The organism is Mesorhizobium sp. WSM4809 (assembly GCF_055811655.1).
The window spans coordinates 1,076-20,904 of sequence record NZ_JBVVQW010000034.1; the positions used below are offsets into that span (position 1 = coordinate 1,076).

Annotated in this window: 11 protein-coding genes and 6 pseudogenes; 7 read left to right on the forward strand and 10 right to left on the reverse strand. The window is 58.9% G+C overall.

What is annotated here, in order from left to right:
• Positions 1-209: 209 nt before the first annotated feature.
• From AC0L24_RS33075 to AC0L24_RS33085, 3 pseudogenes are all read left to right on the forward strand, one after another.
• A pseudogene (locus AC0L24_RS33075) lies at positions 210-721 on the forward strand (Mu transposase domain-containing protein); the annotation flags it as partial.
• Between the two features lie 155 nt (positions 722-876).
• A pseudogene (locus AC0L24_RS33080) lies at positions 877-1,084 on the forward strand (IS110 family RNA-guided transposase); the annotation flags it as partial.
• Positions 1,085-1,262: 178 nt separating this feature from the next.
• Positions 1,263-2,232 (forward strand): annotated as a pseudogene (locus tag AC0L24_RS33085) (integrase core domain-containing protein).
• 9 nt (positions 2,233-2,241) lie between these two features.
• On the opposite strand, the gene AC0L24_RS33090 reads toward AC0L24_RS33085, so the two are convergent.
• Both AC0L24_RS33090 and AC0L24_RS33095 read right to left on the reverse strand, forming a co-directional pair.
• Positions 2,242-3,066 carry a LuxR family transcriptional regulator gene (locus AC0L24_RS33090; protein ID WP_473564973.1) on the reverse strand — a complete coding sequence of 275 codons (825 nt, stop codon included), beginning with the start codon at positions 3,064-3,066 and terminating at the stop codon, positions 2,242-2,244.
• Between the two features lie 963 nt (positions 3,067-4,029).
• Positions 4,030-5,166, reverse strand: a complete 1,137-nt coding sequence (locus AC0L24_RS33095; protein ID WP_473564974.1) for a M24 family metallopeptidase — start codon at positions 5,164-5,166, stop codon at positions 4,030-4,032.
• Between the two features lie 558 nt (positions 5,167-5,724).
• Here AC0L24_RS33095 and AC0L24_RS33100 point away from each other — a divergent pair.
• The 3 genes and pseudogenes from AC0L24_RS33100 to AC0L24_RS33110 all read left to right on the forward strand — a co-directional run.
• Positions 5,725-5,977 (forward strand): annotated as a pseudogene (locus AC0L24_RS33100) (IS256 family transposase); the annotation flags it as partial.
• 487 nt (positions 5,978-6,464) lie between these two features.
• Positions 6,465-8,282, forward strand: coding sequence for a S9 family peptidase (locus AC0L24_RS33105; protein WP_473564985.1), 1,818 nt, complete (start codon positions 6,465-6,467; stop codon positions 8,280-8,282).
• A 315-nt stretch (positions 8,283-8,597) separates the two neighbouring features.
• Positions 8,598-8,906: a hypothetical protein gene (locus tag AC0L24_RS33110; RefSeq protein WP_473564975.1), complete on the forward strand. Its 309-nt coding sequence runs from the start codon at positions 8,598-8,600 to the stop codon at positions 8,904-8,906.
• Between the two features lie 554 nt (positions 8,907-9,460).
• Here the strand turns inward: AC0L24_RS33110 and AC0L24_RS33115 are convergent.
• The 6 genes and pseudogenes from AC0L24_RS33115 to AC0L24_RS33140 all read right to left on the reverse strand — a co-directional run.
• Positions 9,461-9,679 (reverse strand): annotated as a pseudogene (locus tag AC0L24_RS33115) (IS110 family transposase); the annotation flags it as partial.
• An 861-nt stretch (positions 9,680-10,540) separates the two neighbouring features.
• Positions 10,541-10,909, reverse strand: coding sequence for a transposase (locus AC0L24_RS33120; protein WP_473564977.1), 369 nt, complete (start codon positions 10,907-10,909; stop codon positions 10,541-10,543).
• A gap of 299 nt (positions 10,910-11,208) precedes the next feature.
• Entirely contained in the window at positions 11,209-11,448 is a 240-nt protein-coding gene (locus AC0L24_RS33125) for a helix-turn-helix domain-containing protein (protein ID WP_473564979.1), read from the reverse strand.
• A gap of 233 nt (positions 11,449-11,681) precedes the next feature.
• The gene (locus AC0L24_RS33130) at positions 11,682-13,391 is read right to left on the reverse strand and encodes an acetyl/propionyl/methylcrotonyl-CoA carboxylase subunit alpha (protein WP_473564980.1); all 1,710 of its coding nucleotides are present in this window, start codon (positions 13,389-13,391) and stop codon (positions 11,682-11,684) included.
• On the reverse strand, positions 13,388-14,983 hold the full coding sequence (locus AC0L24_RS33135; RefSeq protein WP_473564981.1) for a 5-oxoprolinase subunit B/C family protein: 1,596 nt from the start codon (positions 14,981-14,983) through the stop codon (positions 13,388-13,390). The genes AC0L24_RS33130 and AC0L24_RS33135 overlap by 4 nt, the downstream gene beginning before the upstream one ends.
• Complete coding sequence (locus tag AC0L24_RS33140; RefSeq protein WP_473564986.1) at positions 14,976-15,740, reverse strand: LamB/YcsF family protein; 765 nt, start codon at positions 15,738-15,740, stop codon at positions 14,976-14,978. Before AC0L24_RS33140 ends, AC0L24_RS33135 begins: the two co-directional genes overlap by 8 nt.
• 106 nt (positions 15,741-15,846) lie before the next feature.
• Here AC0L24_RS33140 and AC0L24_RS33145 point away from each other — a divergent pair, with 106 nt between their 5' ends.
• Positions 15,847-16,512 carry a GntR family transcriptional regulator gene (locus AC0L24_RS33145; RefSeq protein WP_473564982.1) on the forward strand — a complete coding sequence of 222 codons (666 nt, stop codon included), beginning with the start codon at positions 15,847-15,849 and terminating at the stop codon, positions 16,510-16,512.
• On the opposite strand, the pseudogene AC0L24_RS33150 reads toward AC0L24_RS33145, so the two are convergent.
• Together AC0L24_RS33150 and AC0L24_RS33155 are read right to left on the reverse strand one after the other, a co-directional pair.
• Positions 16,508-16,705: pseudogene (locus AC0L24_RS33150) on the reverse strand (3-oxoacyl-ACP synthase); the annotation flags it as partial. The gene AC0L24_RS33145 and the pseudogene AC0L24_RS33150 overlap by 5 nt on opposite strands.
• Before the next feature lie 589 nt (positions 16,706-17,294).
• On the reverse strand, positions 17,295-18,431 hold the full coding sequence (locus AC0L24_RS33155) for a M24 family metallopeptidase (protein ID WP_473564983.1): 1,137 nt from the start codon (positions 18,429-18,431) through the stop codon (positions 17,295-17,297).
• Between the last annotated feature and the right edge of the window lie 1,398 nt (positions 18,432-19,829).

Here is a 19,829-nt window from a genome sequence, read left to right on the forward strand (position 1 = left end):
CGCGCGGCGCCCCCCCCCCCGCCCCCCCCCGCCCCCCCCCGCCCGCCCCCCCCCGCCCCCCCCCCCGCCCGGCCCCCCCCCCCCCCCCCGCGGCCGCGCCGCCCGCCCCCCCCCCCCCCCCCCCCCCCCCGCGGCGGGGGGGGGGCGGCCCCCCCCCCCCCCCCCCGACCCATAGAATGTCAGATGCGCTTCTTCGACGAGATCGAGGAGCCTGCGGCCGGCCGCTGGGCGGCGCTCCTCGCGAAGTGCTTGACGACCATATGAAGACGGCTGTGATCGGCGAAGGCGATACCGGCGGCATGGTCTACAACCGTGCCCTCGTCGATCTTGCCCGCCACCTCGGCCTTACCGGCCGATACGAAAGGCAAGGTCGAGCGGCCATTCCGCCACATTCGCGAGGACTTCTTCCTGGCCCGCTTCCTTTCGCAATCTCGAAGATCTGAACGCCGAGTTGCGTCACTGGCTGGACACGGTCCCAAACCCGAGGGTTCACGCCACGACGAAGGGGGTGTCGTCAACGAAGCTTTCGCCTAGAAACGGGCAGCGCTGCGGCCGCTAGCTTTGGCTCAGTTCCGATCGGTCCTAAAGCTCGAGCGACGTATCAGCCGGCAGTGGCATGGTCAGCGTCGGGAGCAATTTCTACCGCGTGCCTGATGCCACCAGGCGCCGTGTTGTCGAGGTACACACGCTGGCCGAAGAGTTGCGCATCTTGGAGGACGGCGCACCTGATTTTAGCGAAGGAGAAACGTCCAGGACGAACGCGCTTGACACCACGCCATCCACGTCTTGAATGGGTGTTTGAGGCGCTGCGCTTCGAGTTGATGATAAAACGTGGTCTGCGTGAACAGCCACAACCATCAGGAAAGGAAGCGCAGCATGAAGGATTCTGCCGGGCTGGACGTCTCAGTGAAAGAGACGACCGTTTGCATCGTGGATGAAGGAGGCCGCATTTGCCGAGAGATGAAGGTTGCGAGCCACCCAGACGATCTTGTTGAGGCGTTGAATGACCCCGCCTGGAATTTGGCCCGGATCGGGCTTGTTCAGTGGTCTGCTGGGAGCCGGACTACCTGCAATCTGCATCGAACCCCTCATGTGAAGGCCTCAAGCACAAGGTCACCAAGGCAAAAGCGAGCTGGAGCCGCTCCTTTAATGCAGTCGCGCGTACCCCCTGGTCGCAACCTGATCAAGACCTCGACTAGGTGTGTAGTCCCCGAGTGTGATGGTGCATCATCGAACCTGAGTCGTCAGGATGAGGATGTCCTATGGCAAGTGTTCTTCACGGCAGCGCCCATACGACGCCGAGTCTTGGAGCCGAGCTACAAGCGTCGCAAGCGAGCACCAGTCCCCTTGCCACCCGGTATGGGCTGAACCCGGAGACAGTGGCCAAGTTGCGCGAGCGAACCACGACGGCGGACGCGCCGATAGATCCGAAGACGCCCAGAAAGCTCGGTGCTGACACCGACTGAAGAGGCTATGGTGGTGGCGTTCCGCCAGAAGACGCTGCTGCCGCTGGACGATGTTCTGGGTTGCCTGAGGGATACGATCCCTAACCTCAGCCGCAGCGCCTTGCACCGCTGCCCCCAGCGCCATGGCATCTCACGACTACCGGTCGAAATGATCAAGGAACAGCGCAAGCGGTTCAGGACCTACGGGATTGGCGATGTCCATATCGACAGCTGAGAACTGCGGCACGCGGACCGCAAGCTGGTCATGTTCCTGGCGATCGACCGCGTGTCGCAGTTCACGTACGTCGAGTTTCACGCCTGCGCCGGCAAGATGGAAGGCGCGGCCTCCCTCAGTAACGTGGTCGACGCCTTCCCTTATAAAATCCACACCGTGCTCACCGACAACGGCATGGCCTTGGCCGATCTGCCCAAAATCGCAACGGTCCCAGCCGACGCTTCCTTGGGGCGCACATCTTCGACCGGGTCTGCATCGCCAATGGCTTCGAGCATCGGCTCACCAAACCCTACCATCCTTGAATGAATGGTCAGGCCGAGCGGATGAACCGAACCCATCAAGCACGCCACGATCAAGATCTACCACTACGACGACCTGAAAAGCCTCAGGACCCATGTCCTGGCCTTTGTCACCGCCTACAACTTCGCCAAGCACCTCAAGGCCCTGATACGGAAAACACCCTATCAGGTGATCTGCGACGCATGGACAAAGGACCCGCCAATCTTCCCCGCAAGACCTCATTCCGGGACCGCACAGCTAAACCAATTTTGATTTATTGCATTATATAATCCCAATGTTGCTCGCTTTTATCGCTGCTGCCGTTCTGCTAGAGACATCTAATTTTCTCATTAGATTTTTGACATGAAAATTAACAGTATTGTGGGATATATCTAGGATGTTTCCTATCTCCCACGACGATTTTCCTTGCGCCACCCAAAAAATACACTCCTTCTCTCTTAGAGAGAGGCCGGGGGGGGGCTCAACGCCACTCGGATTCGCGAACTTGGCGACTTTCAGGTGAAAGTGGAACGCGACAAGTTCTAAGTACGTGATTGTTATATCTTGGAATACGCCGTCACGAGCTCGAGCAAAGCTCACAATGGCACAGCTGCCATCGGGGCGATGCATTGCTATGCTAATGCCTGACCTTAAGCCGAATGTCGCCGCCTCGTCAAGAACGCGCCGTTCGTCTTCAGTCGTACTTGAGTCATTGTACACATCGCTCCAGCGAAACGCGCCTGCCCGCTTTCGGCTCGTCTTGATGATCGGGTCTGTCTTGTCGTAACCCATCTCAAAATATCGCTCCTGCCATTCGTCAGGATAGTTTAGCATGACGTCAAGATTGCGCCGGACTGGCTTCAAAAATGACTGGTCGGGAGAAAGAGCGCGATATGCAATCCACGGGCAATTACAATTCAGTGCAAAAGCACATAACAGGTCGAACAACTTCTCAGGTTCAGCAACACCATCAGCCTGACTGATAAATCGGCTGAACTCAACGGCGAATGCCTCCTTGGCCGCCGGTCGCAAATCTGTGGAGGGGGCCAAAGAAAACTGGTCGGAGACTCCGATCGCCGGCCTTCGAACCTGAGAAACAGCAGCCATCCGGGGCCTTCCATGGTTCATGCTCTGCTGCCACTTGCGCCTGGTGTTTTCATCGATGCACAAAGTTGCCGCGTCTACGGGTCGTCTTCGGCAGACGGGCACCGCAAAAGTCTACTCCATCGTCGCGTTGTCTAAGGTTAACTTATGTTAAAGTTAATTTCCCGTTTTGCTAAAGTTGTCCCTTGTAAAAGCGCTTTAATATGTGGCGTACACCGGCTGATCCTGCACGACATATTGCGTCGGGGCCTCTAAAATACTTTCGTCGGCGGCACCACTGCGGTCGGCGCCTAGTTCTGTCTGATGCACCGTTCTGACGCTTCAATAGAGTCGAGGAGAGGCGCGGTGGCGCACCCAACAGCGCTCCGTTTCTTCCCCCCGCTCATCAAATCGAACGTGCGGTTTACCCGCATCCGGCTTTCCGACAGACCTCATTACTAGACGCGCATCGGCGACATCCTACGCACGCGGTTCAGCACGAGGACGCCAGGTTCCAGTAAAACTTGTGGGAAAATCGTCTGACCCCTCGGCCTGGCGCATCGTGTCGTCTGCGCAGGCGGGCACGCGGGCGAAGACCGCGATCGACGGCTTGATGGACGGCTGCAAGAGAGCGGTAGCTGAAGTAAGCCGTAGCTGATGTAAGCCGCCCAGCCTCTCAGGAGGCGATTGAGATTGGTTTGAACCTCTGGCCGTGAGCCCTTTTTTGCCAGGCCCCAGCAATTGGGTGGCCTTCCTCTTGATCCGCAGCACGCTTTTCTTGGACGGAGCCGCCCCCAGATACCAACGTCCCCCGTCCGGGAAACGGCGATGTCCGAGCGTCTACCTCAAAACGTCCGAACTCGAGGCCGTGGCCTGAGAACAGCGCCTACAAGTTTCCGCTTAGGTTGACCTGTTGGCTCTGGATCTGATGGGATAGTGTGGCAACTTCGTGCTTAGTTAGCTTCGCCCACTCAATCTGCGTGAGCTTTAGTAGAAAAGCTTGCGCTCCATTCCAGTCAGTCGCTTGCCCCCTTCCGGTTTGACAACGATGGTTTCACTGAACGCCATGCCCGCTCCCCAAGTATACATATGAAAAACCTGGTTTTCCTGTAGCGTCCAGTCGCTGCTTTCCCGGAAGACGCGGGTAAAATCACTTGTACGGGGCGGGTGCTTCAAACCTAGGGTGTAGCCGGTGATATTGGTGTAGCTATCGCGCACTTGAGCAGACAACATACCCTCGCGAACGATCCGGTCCACCTCCTTTGCGCCCGCTCCGGGTTTCATGGCTGGGAATTGTTCATCCTGAATTCGGACCATGGTTTCTGCCGTCCGCATCTGTTCATCGGTCGGGGCACCAATTGATTTCGGGCGCATCATTCGCGAAGTGTAGCCGCGAAAAAACGGAACCGGTTCCACATGCAGGATGTCCCCTTCCGCTAGCGTGCGGCCGGCTAGGGGGGAGTGTAATATTCCCGAGCGAGGTCCGGATGCAATCACGGCGATTTGCGCATTGTCCGCGCCACTGCGCCACGCTTCGCTTGTTATGGCGACGAAGACCTCGCGCTCATTCACACCAGGCCGAGCTACTTCGAAGCCTGCTGCCGCTGAACGATCGCAGATCTCCGCAGCTACCTGGAGGCAAGCAATCTCAAGTGGGGATTTGACCTGGCGCATTTCCCACATGATGGAGGAGAAGTTGACGAACCTGGCCTCCGGCAGCAGGCTTTCGAACTCTAGAGCACGGTTCACAGTGAGGAAATAGCTGTCGCGCTCGATGCCTATGGCGGAAGCCCTATATCCGCGCGCTCTGATCGTATCGGCCGCTACCTCGATCGGGTTTTCATCGTCCATGAATGCCACGTAACTGGTAAGCCAACTCGATTCGCTGAAGGCTGAAGCGTCAAACCCACGGATCACGGCAACTGGCTCTCCTTCAAGCGGGACAAGTACGGCTTGATACATCGCCGCTGTGGGCGCGTAGCCGCAGAAATAGTCCATGTGCTCATGCTGGTTGACGATGAGCAGGTCCACGCTCCGCTCAGCCATGATGGTGCGCAATGCCAAAAGGCGCGCCTGATATTCCTCGCGAGGGAAAGGTGTAGGGAAGCGCGGAGGCTGAGTCATCAAGTGTAACTCCATAGCTATGAAATGTCGGTCGTTTACGACAGTTACCTTACCCTGTGGTCGCGTCTCATCCGGACCACAGCATCCCTCGACCGAGCATGCGGCGGCCCAGCGAGGTGTGTAAAGCTTGACGAGCAAGGTCGGGACGGTCGCGAGTCCCTATGGCCTTCAACTATGATGAGCGCTCTTCTTGCCATTGGCCCACTCCCTTTCGTGCTGTGCGGCGGTCCCCTTTCATAGCGTGCCTGACCTCAGATCTCAGAACTCAATGAAAGTATCATTGTCCGCGATCTGCGGTTGCAAAGATTCTGTGAATTCATTATTGAAGATCTGTTTTAATTGCGCCATCGGGAGGCGGCTTCCCTCCAACTGCTTGTAATTTGTTAGCAATGCATACTTTACGAACCCAAATATCAATAACTTCGACCCGTTTCGTTCCGAGATCCGCGAGCATCTGAAGGGACGTACGGAGGAGCTCGAGGACTTGGCGGTGGAACTGCTGGCACGCGGTCTTTCGGTGAGCCGAGGACGCTTTCCGCAACGAGACGGGGCCGCTGCGCCACTCCCCGCGATCTCGCCGCAGATCTGGTGAAGGACTACGAGGCCGAGCTGCCGACCGCGGTCGCGTGCTTCATGGACGACTTCGAAGCGGCAATCTCGCATTCACTCACCGCCGCGACATCAGGACCTCGAATCGTCTGGAACGTCTGTCGTCGAGGAGCGGCGCAGGCCAAAAATCATTTTCAATCCCTTCGGCGAGAAGCCAGTTCTCAAGCTCGTGTTCGGCGCCATAATCCGAGCTGCGGAGCGTCGAAATGTACAGGTCATCACCCATGGCCCAGCGGCGGCATTAAGCTTTACAATCTGCCAATTAGGCGCAGCAGTTCTGCAGCCCGGAGGCCTTTATTGGTGCGACTCTTCGTTCGGAAAGCAGTAAAGTTTTCCCCGCACGATCCCTTGCGCGTGTTGATCTGTAGCTGGAGATGTTAGTGCCCTCAACGTTTGAGCAGCAGTGCGAATTCCCAGCGTCCGCCAATTTATCGACGCGTTACATGCAAGCCGTCAAACTCTCTTGCGTGCGGTCCGCGATCCCTGATGCATTTCCTGAATTTCGTTGGCTCGGGCCGGATGAGCTTCTAGCCGCATCAGGATCGAAGAGGGGGGGCGTTTTCAGCGTGAGGGACGGGAAGTGGATCGAGTCAGAAGAATCGGTAGAATTGAAAACCAGTTCGACTGGAGATCGAGCCCTGTCGCCAGATGGTCTGGCGCGCATTCTCCTAGATGGATACGACTTGACGATGATCGAGACGGAGACGGGCTCCCGTTATCGGATTACGGGTGATGGCACATACCATGTGGCCTATGGCGTTGTTGCTGACAATGGACCCACCGCCTTGCCGCTAACGCGATTGAGAGAGCACCTGGTTCCGCCTCTCGTCGGAACGTGGTCGCCTGATTCGCGCTATTTCATTACAGTCCGCGTAGATCAGCGTGGACTTCGATCGCTCCCTTTCGTAACAGCATCGGCTCCGGACGCAGAAGGACATCGGATACCGGAAGTTCATGCCTTTCGATACGCGCTTCCCGGGGACAACGCTGTGCCGACCGCCACCCTCATCTTGGTCGATCGCCGCATGCGCGCATTGCGCGAACTGCACGTCCCGCCGTTACATCTGCCCTGGGGGGCGCCTCAAGATAACAAGTTGGTCTGGACGGAAGACGGTCGCTACCTCTTCGTCGGAGTGAAGTCACGAGACTTCAGACAGCTAACGGTTTACCGGGTGGACCCTCAGACAGGTGCTTCTCACAGAGTGCTAGTCGACCGCGGCGAAAAACCGCTGCGGACGTTTCTTCACGGGTCCAAGCTATTTGCGTCAGTCGGAGGCGGCGCACAACTCGTCTTGGTTTCGGAACGAGACGGTAGAGCTCACCTATATCTATACGACGTAGCATCCGCAAAGCTTGTTCGGCAATTGACGTCGGGTGCGTGGTCAATTGTCGAGCTGACAGCAATTGATGCCCGTGAGCGTGCCGTGTTCTTCTCCGCTGCTGGTCGTGAACCAGGACGCGATCCTTACCTGCGGCACTTCTACCGCGTTGCGCTCGATGGTGGTGATCCCGTCTTGTTGACGCCTGAAGACGCTGATCACGAAGTCCATCTCTCACCGACGCTGGATCTTTTTGTCGACGTTTACTCGACAGTGTCGAAGGCTCCCACAGTTGTCCTCAGGGAGAGCACGGGTGACCTCAGATCGGAGCTTTGGCGAACAGATCCCAAGCCCCTCTTGAAGAGGGGATGGGTCGCGCCGGAGCGCTTCAGCATTACTGCTGCCGATGGCAAGACCGTGCTACACGGTACGCTCTATCTGCCATCAGGGGACAAGGGAGGGAGCAAGATCCCTATCATCGATTCGATATACGGCGGGCCGCAAGTGTGTAATGCGCCGGTTCGGTTCCCAGGCGAAGGCGCGTTCGGCGCCTTGGCCTTGGCGCAGCTCGGTTTCGCGGTCTTCGTACTCGACGCCCGTGGTACGCCACTGCTCGAGCGTGCCGCCCGCGATGCAACTTGGGGGCCTAATTTTGGCTCAGCAGATGTCGTCGCGGCGGACCATGCGGCCGCTGTCGCGCAACTCACGGCGAAATACGATTTTCTCGATTGCGAAAGAGTGGGTATATGCGGACATAGTTGGGGGGGGTATTACACGGTACGACTAATGGCCCAGCGTCCCGACGTCTTCAAAGTCGGCGTCGCGTCCGCCCAAACCAGTGACAATTACTTGTATTATTTTTCGAACGATCGCTGGTATGGGTTACCTTCTGAATTCCCCGAGAGTTATCGATCGCAATCGAACTTGCCCCTTGCATCTCAGATTAAAGGGCGCCTCTTGATGATCGCTGGCGACGCGGATGACGACTGCCATCCACTACACACCATATTAATGGCGGGCGCGCTCGCGAAGGCAAACCGGAAGTTTGATATGCTAATTCTTCCAGACTTGAACCATTCCAGAACTGCAGCTAATGGTTATGCAATTAAGCGCAAATGGGATTACTTCGTGGAGCACTTATTGGGTGCCGAGCCGCCCTCGGACGTGGAGGTTCCTGACATGCTCTGACCGCCCGGCGCAACGGCTTCATCTCTTCACCGGAACCTAGGAAGGTACGGATCAATTTTTGGGCTGTCGGTTTCGGCGATCAAATCAGTTGATCTCGGGAGCTTTCAAGCTGGCCGGCTCATCGTCTGCTAGGCTCGCTCCATCCGCTGGTCATCCGACACAGCAAGACTCGAGATACTAGACTTCGCCGCCACTGAGCGGTCGAGGGACAGGAAACGCGGAACATCCTTTGGATCGCTTCGTCGTCGCATGACCCGTCGGTGTTAGATCCTGTCGGTATCTAAGCCGCCGCGTCCGTCGGCCGGCTGAGCCGGCGTGACTTTCTGGGTGCGGCGGCGCTCGGCGTCTCAGCTACATTCGCGAATTCTCTCCTCGCCAGCGCTGCCCGTGCTCAAGGGCGGATCCGCGGTGGTATCATCAAGGGCGGTCTCCGGGGCGGCAAGTCGACGCGAAGCCTCGATCCGGCACCTTCGTGATCCGGGCAACTTCGGCAAATTCTGGGGTGCGTATCTTGTGGCGCTGGCGCCTGGGGGCGGACTGGAGCATCGCCTCGCCAAGGCGATCCGCTCGACCAAAGACGCCAAGATCTGGACCTTTAATATCCGGAAGGACTTGGAATTTTAAGAGGGGCAAGACTGGGGACGGCAGAGGACGTGGTGGTGGCCGGCCCCATCGGGTGATTCATGTTGAATGTTCTGCGTGCTGGTCTTTGCTCTACGGCTGGGGTGGCGGGCGAAGTTGGTCTGGGTTGCGCAGCCGGCCACAGGATTGCATCTGGCGTCGGGGGTCTGTAATCCAAAGGTGAATGCGGTCGCACCGTGTTGAACAACACGACGAAGAACTCCACAGGACCGAGGAACGCAAGTTTCTTCAACCATGGCATTCTAGGCCAGGCGTTGTGTTCACGTTCATGAGGTGATCGAGAAGGCAGACCGGGAGGTTTTCCGCTGCGGTCTTTCTGGCCACGCCTGCGATCGGTGGCTGGAGGTTCCGGCCTGGAATGTTTGATCGCGCGGTCTGTACTGCGGCGCATTGCCGCTGCTCCACGTGTCCATTCGAGAACGCTTGGCGGTTGTGACACTACTGCAGGACGCGACGACCAATTCCCACAATTGAAGGATTCGGGCGCAGCATCGGGTCCTCACGACGCGGATCAAGTAGAGCGACTGTCCTAGCTGTCAAGTTGTTTGCCATGGTTTTCGGTCCCGCACGATAACCTTGAGGCGCATTGTGGCGACTGCGACGATTTTCGGCTTGCCGGCCGCAACAAGACGCTCGTGGAAGGGCTTGAGGATGGGGTTGTGTCTGATGGCGACGAGGGCAGCAATGAAGAGGACGGCGCGCACTCGGCTCCTGCCGCCGCCGATGAAGCTCTTGCCGCGCAATTTGCCGGCCTCCGATCATGGATTGCCTGGCCACCAAAGCATCGTGGCGCGGAGTCACATCGAAATTCGGGCGGCGGGGCGGCCTGTCGCTTGGAGCATTCTCGTTAATCAGAAGCGACATCGTCGGTAAAACAGATTCAGCTGTGAAAAATTCATGATGATTGACAAACTTGGCACTTGAACTTGAAAACAAGCCGATTGACCATCCCGGAGCTCTTTCCGCGCCTGGGACATTTCAGTTTCCGGTCAAGAGCTTAACCGTCCCCGGGCGTCGACGCGAAACGTGATGCGGGTGATCGCTCGGTCAAAGACGCTTATATCAGTTATGCTCGCCAACTGGAAAGTAAGGAGCCCATCGCAAATTGCTAGTTTAGCGCGGTATTTTCAAGGCGAGGTGTCCGCTGCCGTTTCGATACCGGTTGCCTTCTCAAGCCTTCAGATGGTGCCTCTCGTGGCCAATACGCTGCCACCAGGGCGGAAAGTCGGCATTCTCACCTATGACGCCAGCAAGTTGACAGAGCATCACTTCGAGCCTGAGGTCAGGCTCGAGGGATCATTGAGGATGGCCAGATCATAACAAAACAGAGGCGCTTAGGGTGCGGCGCGCAGGCGCCATTTTCTCGTCGAATAAGGTAATAAGGTGCAGCCTTGAACATAGCATGCAATCGTGAGGTTCTGAGTGGTGGCCGATTGGCCGTTGAAGGATGCTGTTGAGGAGCTCCTGAAGGCGATCGCGCTTACCGTCAATTCGTCGTCCTTGATCGCGTTGTGCTCATTTCTGGTCGACCACGCCGGGCGGAACGATGGCCCTTGGCGCCAGTATCTCGTCTCTGGTGCCCGGCGGCAAATTCAGAAGGCTAAAGCGTGTCGCGATTAATTGGCCTCATATCCTGCAGCGTTGAAGAAGTTTCTGCACTCGGCTGGCTCAAACAGGCGACAGATGTCGCCGAGAGCTCCGCAGAGTGTGTCGAAGGTTCTGGCCGGCTTCTTTCGCAACCGAGCCTTGAGCTTTGAGGCCATTTCGATGGGGTTGAGATCGGGGGAGTAAGGCGGCAGGAACAGGAGCCAGGCACCCCTTTTGTGAACCAGTTGTGCAGCGCGCTCGCCTTTGTGGAAGCCGACATTGTCGAGAATGACGGCATCGCCGGGCGACAATTCGGGAGCGTCATCGGTGCGTTGACGATCCAGGGCGCGACAAGACCGTGGCAGCGCAGCCCGGCGATGAAGGTCTGTGTCTGCCATTTGCCGAATGGCGCATGCGTCCTGAAGTGCTCGCCCTTCGGCGCTCAGCCGGTGCGTTTGGTCAGCTTGGTGTTGGCCGACGTCTCATCGATGAAGATCAGTCGCGCCAAAGCCTTGTTGAAGAAGCGCTTTCGCCGCCCCATCCATAGTTCACGCGCCTGGCGCAGGTCGGCCCGCTGCTGCTCGCTGGCCTGTAGAGTTTTTTATGACTGAGCCCAGGCGTTGGAGCAGGCGCCCGACATTGGAGCGGTGCACGCTCACCCCACGCCCCTCCAGCTCGACGCAAACCTCATCCAGTGTCAGTTCGCCGTTCTCGGCCAACCGCAAGCGGACGAACTCGGCATACGGCTCAAGCTTTCCGCCCCCCAATATGGCCTGCCGGCGGGCTTCAAGCGAACCGGTCTGTCGGCGCGGTTGATCAGATTGTTTACAAAGCGAGGTGAAACGCGGAAATGGCGCGCAGCCTCCCGGCGATCACGCCCCTCATCAACATCCGCTACAACACGCCGACGCAACTCAAGCGGTAGCGGCTTGCCCATCGCGGTCTCCTTTCAACCGCAATGAATGACGAACTCAAATCAACGGGAATCCTGAATCCATTTAATCGCGACACGTTTTAGGAGGTACGTGGAAAGCTCCCGAGCGGCTAGCAGGCAACTGGATTGGCGGCCTTCCAGCCGGCGGCATCTGGGCCGCAGTGTTCGGGATGGCTTCATATGTTTTTTCTGCGTCGGTTGCTTTACCGTCAGCGCACTGGCTGCAAGTGCAATCATCACTCTATGGTCGCCAGTTTTGCTCCGAGGCTGACGGCGTGGCCGGCTTCAACATTGATGTGGATACGGCCCGCTTTTGGAGCGATAATGCGCGTTTCCATCTTCATAGCCTCAAGGAGCGCTATTGCTTCGCCCTCCGCGATGTGCGAGCCGTCCTCGACCAGCCACTGCTGAATCGTGCCGGGGATCGGGGCCGATACCTCTCCGTCGCTAGCGGGTGCGCTGGCGGCAGCAGCCGGTTGTGGTGCGGAAAGGCCGGAAAAGAGGGCGGCTGGTAGGCCGAGGGTATGGCGCTTGCCGTCGATCTCAATGAAGCTGCGTAACAGACCGCCCTCGATAGCGTCGATGCGCGGAGCGGGCTCGATGCCACGAAACGCGGTCTCGACCCAGCTGGTGTAGACCCGGAAGCCATCCTCGCCGGTGAAGTCGCGCTCTTCCAGCACTGCGCGGTGGAAAGGCAGTACCGATGCGACACCCTCGATCCGGAATTCGGCAAGCGCTCGGCGGGCGCGGATCAGAGCTTCCTCGCGCGTCGCGCCGGTGACGATCAGCTTTGCCATAATGGAATCGTAAAGGGCGGGAATTTCAGAGCCGGTCTCGACGCCAGCATCGAGTCGAATCCCAGGGCCGGAAGGTGCGCGGAAAAGGGTGATTAGCCCTGGCGTCGGCAGAAACCCGCGGCCGGGATCCTCGCAATTGATGCGGAACTCAAAAGCATGACCTCGTGGCGCGGGCGTTTCTTTGATCGAGAGTGGCAGACCGTCAGCGATGCGCAACTGCTCGATGACGATGTCGACGCCAGTAGTCTCCTCCGTTACAGGATGCTCGACCTGAAGACGTGTATTGACCTCGAGGAAGGAGATGACGTCGTTGTCCGACAGCAGGAATTCGACCGTGCCCGCACCCGTATAGCCGGCCTCCGCGCAAATGGCGCGGGCGGCGTCGTGGATCCGGCCCCGCTGCTCCTCGGAAATGAAGGGGGCAGGGGCTTCCTCAACGAGCTTCTGGTTGCGGCGCTGGAGCGAGCAGTCGCGTGTGCCCAGCACCACAGTGTTGCCGTGGGTATCGGCAAGGACCTGCGCCTCTACGTGGCGTGGCCTGTCGAGGAATTGCTCTGCATAGCATTCGCCGCGGCCGAAGGCTTCCGTCGCCTCGCGCACGGCCGAATCGAAGAGTTCGCCGATTTCTTCGAGGTTGCGGGCCACCTTCATTCCCCGCCCCCCGCCACCGAACGCAGCCTTGATCGCAAGCGGCAAGCCAGCTTGCCTAGCGAACGCGACGACTTCTGCGGCCGAGGCAAGAGGTCCGTCCGAACCCTTGACTAGCGGCGCCCCCACCTTGGCTGCGATGCGCCTGGCTTCGACCTTGTCGCCAAGAGCGGTGATGACGTGTGGCGCTGGACCAACCCAGGTGAGGCCGGCGTCGAGGACCGCTTGCGCAAACTCGGCGCGCTCCGACAGCCAGCCGTAGCCGGGATGGACGGCATCTGCTTTGGCGCGACGAGCGATGTCGAGGATTTTTTCTATGTTGAGGTAGGTGTCGACTGGGCGTCCAGGTCCGAGACCATAAGCTTCGTCAGCAAGTTCGGCGTGGAGCGAAGCGGCATCGGCATCGGAATAGATCGCGACGGAGGCGACGCCGTAGTCGCGCGCGGCGCGGGCTATGCGGATTGCGATTTCGCCGCGATTGGCGATCAGGATTTTCTTCATCGGCGGGTTTTCCTGATAAGCGGTTCGAAGGAAGCGATTGCGTTAAAGCGGATATTCGCGCCAATGGGAATCTGCCCCGCGACGTCGAGATGGTGGCGAGCGACTACGCCGATCACCGGGTACCCCCCGGTTAGCGGACGGTCGGCGAGGAAGAGCACCGGCTGGCCGTTATGCGGCACCTGGATCGCCCCGAGTGCAGCGCCCTCCGAAGGGAGCTCCGCCGCATCACGCCTTTGCAGAGGCTGCGCGCCGCAAAGTCGCATACCGACCCTGCTCGATTCCGCCGTCACCTGCCAATCCCGACCAAGGAGCGCTTCGACGCCCTGTTGCGTAAACCAGTCCGTGCGGGGTCCGAGCACCACATCGAGCGTTACGGTGTCTCCGGCCCTCGGCAATCTCTTGAACGCCGTTTGGAAGGGATCGACCGCAGTGGTGTGCTCGTTCGCCGGCACCAAGATGTCACCTGCCATGATGGGTGCGGGTCCAACCTTCGCCAGCGTGTCGGTCGCCGCCGAGCCGAGAATGGCTTCGACATCGAACCCGCCGCGCAGCGCCAGATAGCTGCGCACGCCTTCGGACGGGGGACCCAGCACCAACTCATCCCCCGCATCGAGCGCGAAGGGCCGACCGAATGGGGCTGAGAGGTCCCGGCCGTCCTCGGTTCGGATCGCAATCGGAGCAGGCGCACCTGTGACCGCAAGCGTTACCGGCCGGTCGGCCTTGAACGCAAAGCCGCCGAACGTGATCTCGATTGCTGCAGCCTCCCGCCGATTGCCGACACACAGGTTTGCCTGGATAAGGCTCCATCTGTCCAGCGCACCCGATTCCGTGACTCCCTGGTCCGCGCGGCCCGACCGGCCAAGGTCCTGGTAGAGGGCCGGACTATGGGAGCGAGTAACGAGAAGGCCTGCGGTGCGGACACCTCCCGTCTTCGGTTCCGGTGGTGCGGGAATAGTAACGAATGCCCCTCTTTCCATGTCGCGGAAGCGGACGCGGTCGCCGGGAGCGAGGAGCGCTGCGCGGGGGCGGGTGGTGTCCCACATCTTCAGGGGCGTTCTGCCGAGAAGCTGCCAGCCTCCGGGGCTGTCGGAAGGATAGACACCGCTGAACTTGCCCCCGAGTGCGACGGAGCCTGCCGGTATCCGTACACGCGGGCTCTGCCGGCGTGGGACGTCGAAGGCGGGTTCCTCGCACGTCATGTATGCGAATCCCGGCGCAAAACCGGTGAACGCCACAGTGAAGATCGCTTCCGTATGACGGCGGATGAGCTCGTCCACCGTCCAGCCGAGAATGTCTGCGACCTCATTGAGATCCTCGCCGTAATAGGCAACGGGAATTTCGAAGGTCTCGCCCTGCTGCTTGCGGCGCACGGAAAGGTCGATGCGAGATATGGTGTCGATGAGCTCTGCACGGTTCGCAAGCAGAGGATCGAAGCGGACAAGAAGGGTACGGGCGGCAGGCACGAGATCGACCGTGCCCTCTGGTCGGTGGGCGAGCAGCCCATCGAGCAGCGTCAGCGTGGTGGCGAGGTCATCGAGCTCGACTAGCAAGGCGTCATTGCCAGCTTGAAGAAATCGCAACTCCTCAGCCATGGACAAAGGACTTCAGCTCGATGCCGTGGCCAAGGAGCCAATTGCGTAGCGTGCGGGCGATGCTCACGGCGGCCGGCGTGTCGCCATGGACGCAGATCGACTGCGCTTCGAGCCTGATGGCCGTGCCGTCGATGGCGGTGACGTAACCCTCGATGAGCATGCGCAGCATGCGCTCCGCGATCTCTTCCGGCTGGTGGATGACGGCACCCGCGAGTTGGCGGCTGACGAGGCTGCCATCGGCATTGTAGGCGCGGTCCGCGAAGGCTTCGCAGACGACCTCGAGTCCTGCTGCACGTGCCTGTTCAACAATCGGTGCGCCAGAGAGCGCCATCAGGACGAGCGAGGTGTCGACTGCTTTTATGGCGTCTATGATATCGGCTGCCTGGCGGGCATCCTGCGCGATCGTGTTGTAGAGCGCCCCGTGCGGCTTGACGTAGCGCACCGTCGTACCGGCGGCCTTGGCCAGACCTTGTAAAGCGCCGATCTGATAGATCGTGTCGGCGATCAGTTCCGCACTGGACGGGTCCATGTTGCGTCGGCCGAAGCCGACTAGGTCGCGGTAACCGACGTGCGCGCCGACGGAAACTCCACGTCTCGCCGCTTCGGTCAAGACAGCAAGGACGCCAGCCGGATCGCCGGCATGGAACCCGCAGGCGATGTTGGCGCTACTTACAATTGAGAGCATCGACACATCGTCCCCCATTGCCCATGGGCCGAAGCTCTCACCGAGATCACTATTGAGGTCGACACGTGCCATAACCATAGCGTAGCCTGTTCAGCGGAAGACAGATATTGTTGAATAACATGGACTAAATTGTTCAACAATCCGAAATTTGAAACATGAAACCGAACGCAGGCATGAGATGCCAACCGAACAGGCCGTAGAAGTCGAGGACCGGTCGCTAGCCGAATCCGTGGCGGCCGGCATCCGCGAGCTACTTATCGCGGGTGAATTCGCACCCAGACAAAAGCTTTCCGAGCAACAAGTTGCCACCCGGTTCGGCATCTCGCGCAATACCTTACGCGAGGTTTTCCGAATCCTCACAAGTCAAAGGCTGCTGAAGCATATCCCTGACCGCGGTGTCTTTGTCGTCGCTCCGGATGAAGCAGCAGTTATCGATATTTATCGCGTGCGTTCTGTGATCCAGAGAGGAGCTGTGCAAGCAGCGGTCAGGGGGCATCCGGCCTTGGCTCAAATGCGGTTGATCGCCGACCAGTCTCTGAAAGCGAGCTCTGATGGCGATTGGCGGCAGGTGAGCACGACAAACATGGAATTCCACCGCGCCATGGTGGAACTCTGCGACAGTCCGCGACTTAGCGCCTGCTTCGCCTTGGTGCTCGCCGAACTTCGGCTTGTCTTCGGGCAACTAGAGGACGCCGCGCACCTTCATGAGCCCTATATCGACCTGAATGCATCTATAATCCGCAGGCTCGAGGAAGGCGAGACAGCGGCTGCGCTCTCGCAATTGGAATCGTATCTTCTCAAGTCGGAAAAGTCTGTGCTCGCAGCGCTTCTGCGTCGGGGATAACGATGGTGGGCTTGTTGTGCAGGCGCACGAAGCCGTCGGCAAAGGTCATGGCATAGATAAAGCCCTGGCGCTGGCGAGGTCGAACCCGCCGGCATAAAACGAGCCTATGCGCAACCAGGGGCGCACTCGGCGGCGGCAGGTGGTCCGCTGTCCAAGGGGCGAGCAGAAGCGGGCCGATATCCTTGCGGTCGATCGGAGGTTTGGGGCAGGCGGTTGCCGATCAGCCAACCACGCCCTGATTGTCTCCACGGTCAATTTCCAGACTCGCTCCGCTCGTGGGTCGAGCGCAAGGGTGCTCACCAATAGGTCACATCCTTGACGACGGTGGACGTGCCGCCAAGTTGGTCCACGCTGTTCTGGACAATATCGTTGACCTGGACGAGACCAAAACAAATTCATTCGACAGATGACATTTTTGCACGCGGCTGATCGTAAAAACCTGTGCTCACGAATGGAAAGTACGGCGTTCGGTTTCATACCCCGACAGCGAGCTCAGTGCCGGTCGTGGAGGGCGCGCAAAACAAACCTGAGAGCTTACAGGCAGATTCGACGCGCAAAGGTGAGTAGGTCCGCGTAGGACTAAGTAGTTACCAAGTATTTGCTCGTCTAAGCGGCAATGGAGCATTGCCGCAAGCCATGGATCGCCTTTGTCGGTCCCCTGAGTTGCTTGAGCCTATGTGCCGCCGCTTGTAAGTCGGCCCAACCTGGGGCTCGGCTTTCGACCTGTCCCGTAAAGAGGATTGTGTTCGACGTAGCAGGATTTTTGGATTCTGGATATAAGTCTAGTAGAAGAGCCTGCGCTCCATTTTGGTTAGGCGCTTTCCGCCCTCGGGCGTGACGACGATGGTTTCGCTGAAAGACATGCCACGCGCGGACGTGTACATGTGGAAAGTTTGATTTTGTTTCAGCTGCCAATCGCTGTTGGCAATGAAGACGCGGGTGAAATCACTGATACGCGGAATGGAGACGAGGCCGAGCGTATAGCCGGTGATATTCGTGTAGCTGTCACGTAGTCCAGCTGCCAGCATGCCCTCGCGCACGATGCGGTCCACTTCCTTTGCGTCCGCTCCGGGCTTCATGGCGCGGTACTGCTCGTCCTGGACTCGGATCATCGTTTCGGCGGTCCGCATTTGTTCGTCGGTTGGCGCGCCGATCGATTTCGGGCGCTGCATCCGCGAGGAGTAGCCGCGGAACTGCGGCAGCGGTTCCACATGCACGATATCCCCCTCGGCCAGGATGCGATGGCCGAGCGAGGCGTGCAACATTGTCGAGCGAGGGCCCGACGACATGACAGCGACCAGATCATTGTCCGCCCCACTGCGCCACGCTTCGCCAGTCATGGCTGCGAAGACCTCGCGCTCGTTGACGCCGGCCCTGGCCACCTCAAAGCCAGCCGCCGCCGCGCGGTCGCAGATCTCCGCGGCTACCTGCAAGCAGGCGAGCTCAAGCGGCGATTTGACCTGCCGCATTTCCCACATGACAGCGGAGAAATCGACAAATCTAGCATCCGGCAGCAGGCTTTCAAATTCATGTGCCCGGTTCAAAGTGAGAAAATTGCTGTCGCGCTCGAGCCCTACGGCCGAGGCTCCAAGACCGCGGGCTTTGATCGTCTCGGCCACGACCTCGAGCGGGTTCTGTTCATCGCTGAACGCCACGCAATCGGTGAGCCAGCTGGATTCGCTGAATACGGCAGCGTCTAGAGCACGAAGCACGGCGACCGGCTCTCCATCGAGGGGGATGAGCAGGGCGTGATACATGGCTGCCGTGGACCCGTAACCTCCAAAGTAGCTTATGTGCTCGAACTGGCTGACCATCAGCAGGTCAATTTGCCGCTCCAACATGACAGTGCGCAATATTGCGAGGCGAGAGCGGAATTCCTCGACGGGAAAAGGGGGCGGAAAGAGCGGGGGCTGTGTCATGGACTAATCCTGTGTACTTTAAATGGGGCGTTTGATTAAGCAGAAGTGGCGATGATCGCCCGCGCGACCTGGCTCAATGATCGCTTTGGCGTTAGGTTGCTTAACGCCTAGGAACTGCTCGAAGATCTTCAATTCTAATAGGGCGGCGCGAACTCGGTCGTGGGTGATCGTCACGCCATGCCCGCGGTGATGTATGCCGCCGAGAAAATCGCATCGAAGATGCGCAGGCGTCGCCTCGAGCGATTGTCATGCCTCAGTACCCTTTTGATCTGTCGCTCGGAACGACTCGCGTCGACTTGTTGGATGAATACCGAAAGGGTCCGCGGCGGTTCAAATTTTTACCGCCACCGTCCTCCGCATATTTAAATAACACTATTGCAGATTATGCTCAGCTTTTGCTCGAATGTGAGCTTCGAGATGCAGAAAAGCGTGGGCATTTACGGCAATCTCGCAGAATTTCTGCAGCCGGAGTCGGACGATCTTTTGGAGATCGACGATCGGATCGATCGAAGGATAATTCCGTCTCAGTGGTTGCGCCAAACAGGGTGTCCGATTGGGCGTGACTCTGAACCGGATATACACGTCCGGCCCGACTGGTCAATGGCCGTCCGCCCATGCTGGGCCGCCGCAACACGTAATCGCAGGCATCTGTCAGAAGCCCTGTGGGAAGGCTTCCTTTTCCGGCATTGGTCGAGTCAACATGAATACTCATCACTTTGAAACCGGGGGGGGCGATTTCACCTAAGGTTGAAGCGGGATCCTTGCCGTAGATCACTCTCTACCTGCCGAGAACGGCAACATAAGGGACAGCTCGCAAATCGATGATGCGCAGACCCGCATGAAGCTCGTCGGCATCTCTTTCTTCAGGCGATGGCTTATGCGCGCGGCGCGCCCGGACTCTAGTGGATTGCTGCTGCCGGCTGGCTCGGGCAATGCCGGCAACACCGTCCTCGACAGCGCTAGTGCAGCTCTCGCCTGACGTTGGCTATACCCAGACTGTAAGCCGTTGGCGTACTGCCGGTGAATGGGCGCCGCCGCGCTTTGGCCGGTATCGCGATGAGTATCGGCGCGGGTGCCCGACGACAACGAATGCAGAAATTCTGCGGGAGTTGACGCAACAAATAGCGCAGACTGCGTGTTAAACCGAAAAGTCGCGGGAAAGCTGTGGCGAACTTGCATTAGAAAGTAGACGTCAACTGGGAGGAATTGCAAAGCTTGGGAACCAGGATCCGATCTGCACCGCCCATTTCGGGAAGTTCGCGAGAAGGATCCGGATCTTAATTCCGGCGGCACGACGCACCTCTGAGTAATCAAGCAACTAGACATGGGTCATCCGTGCGATCGGCTCAAAGGGGAACTGAGACATGACAATCTCTCGACGTGACCTCATCAAGGCGG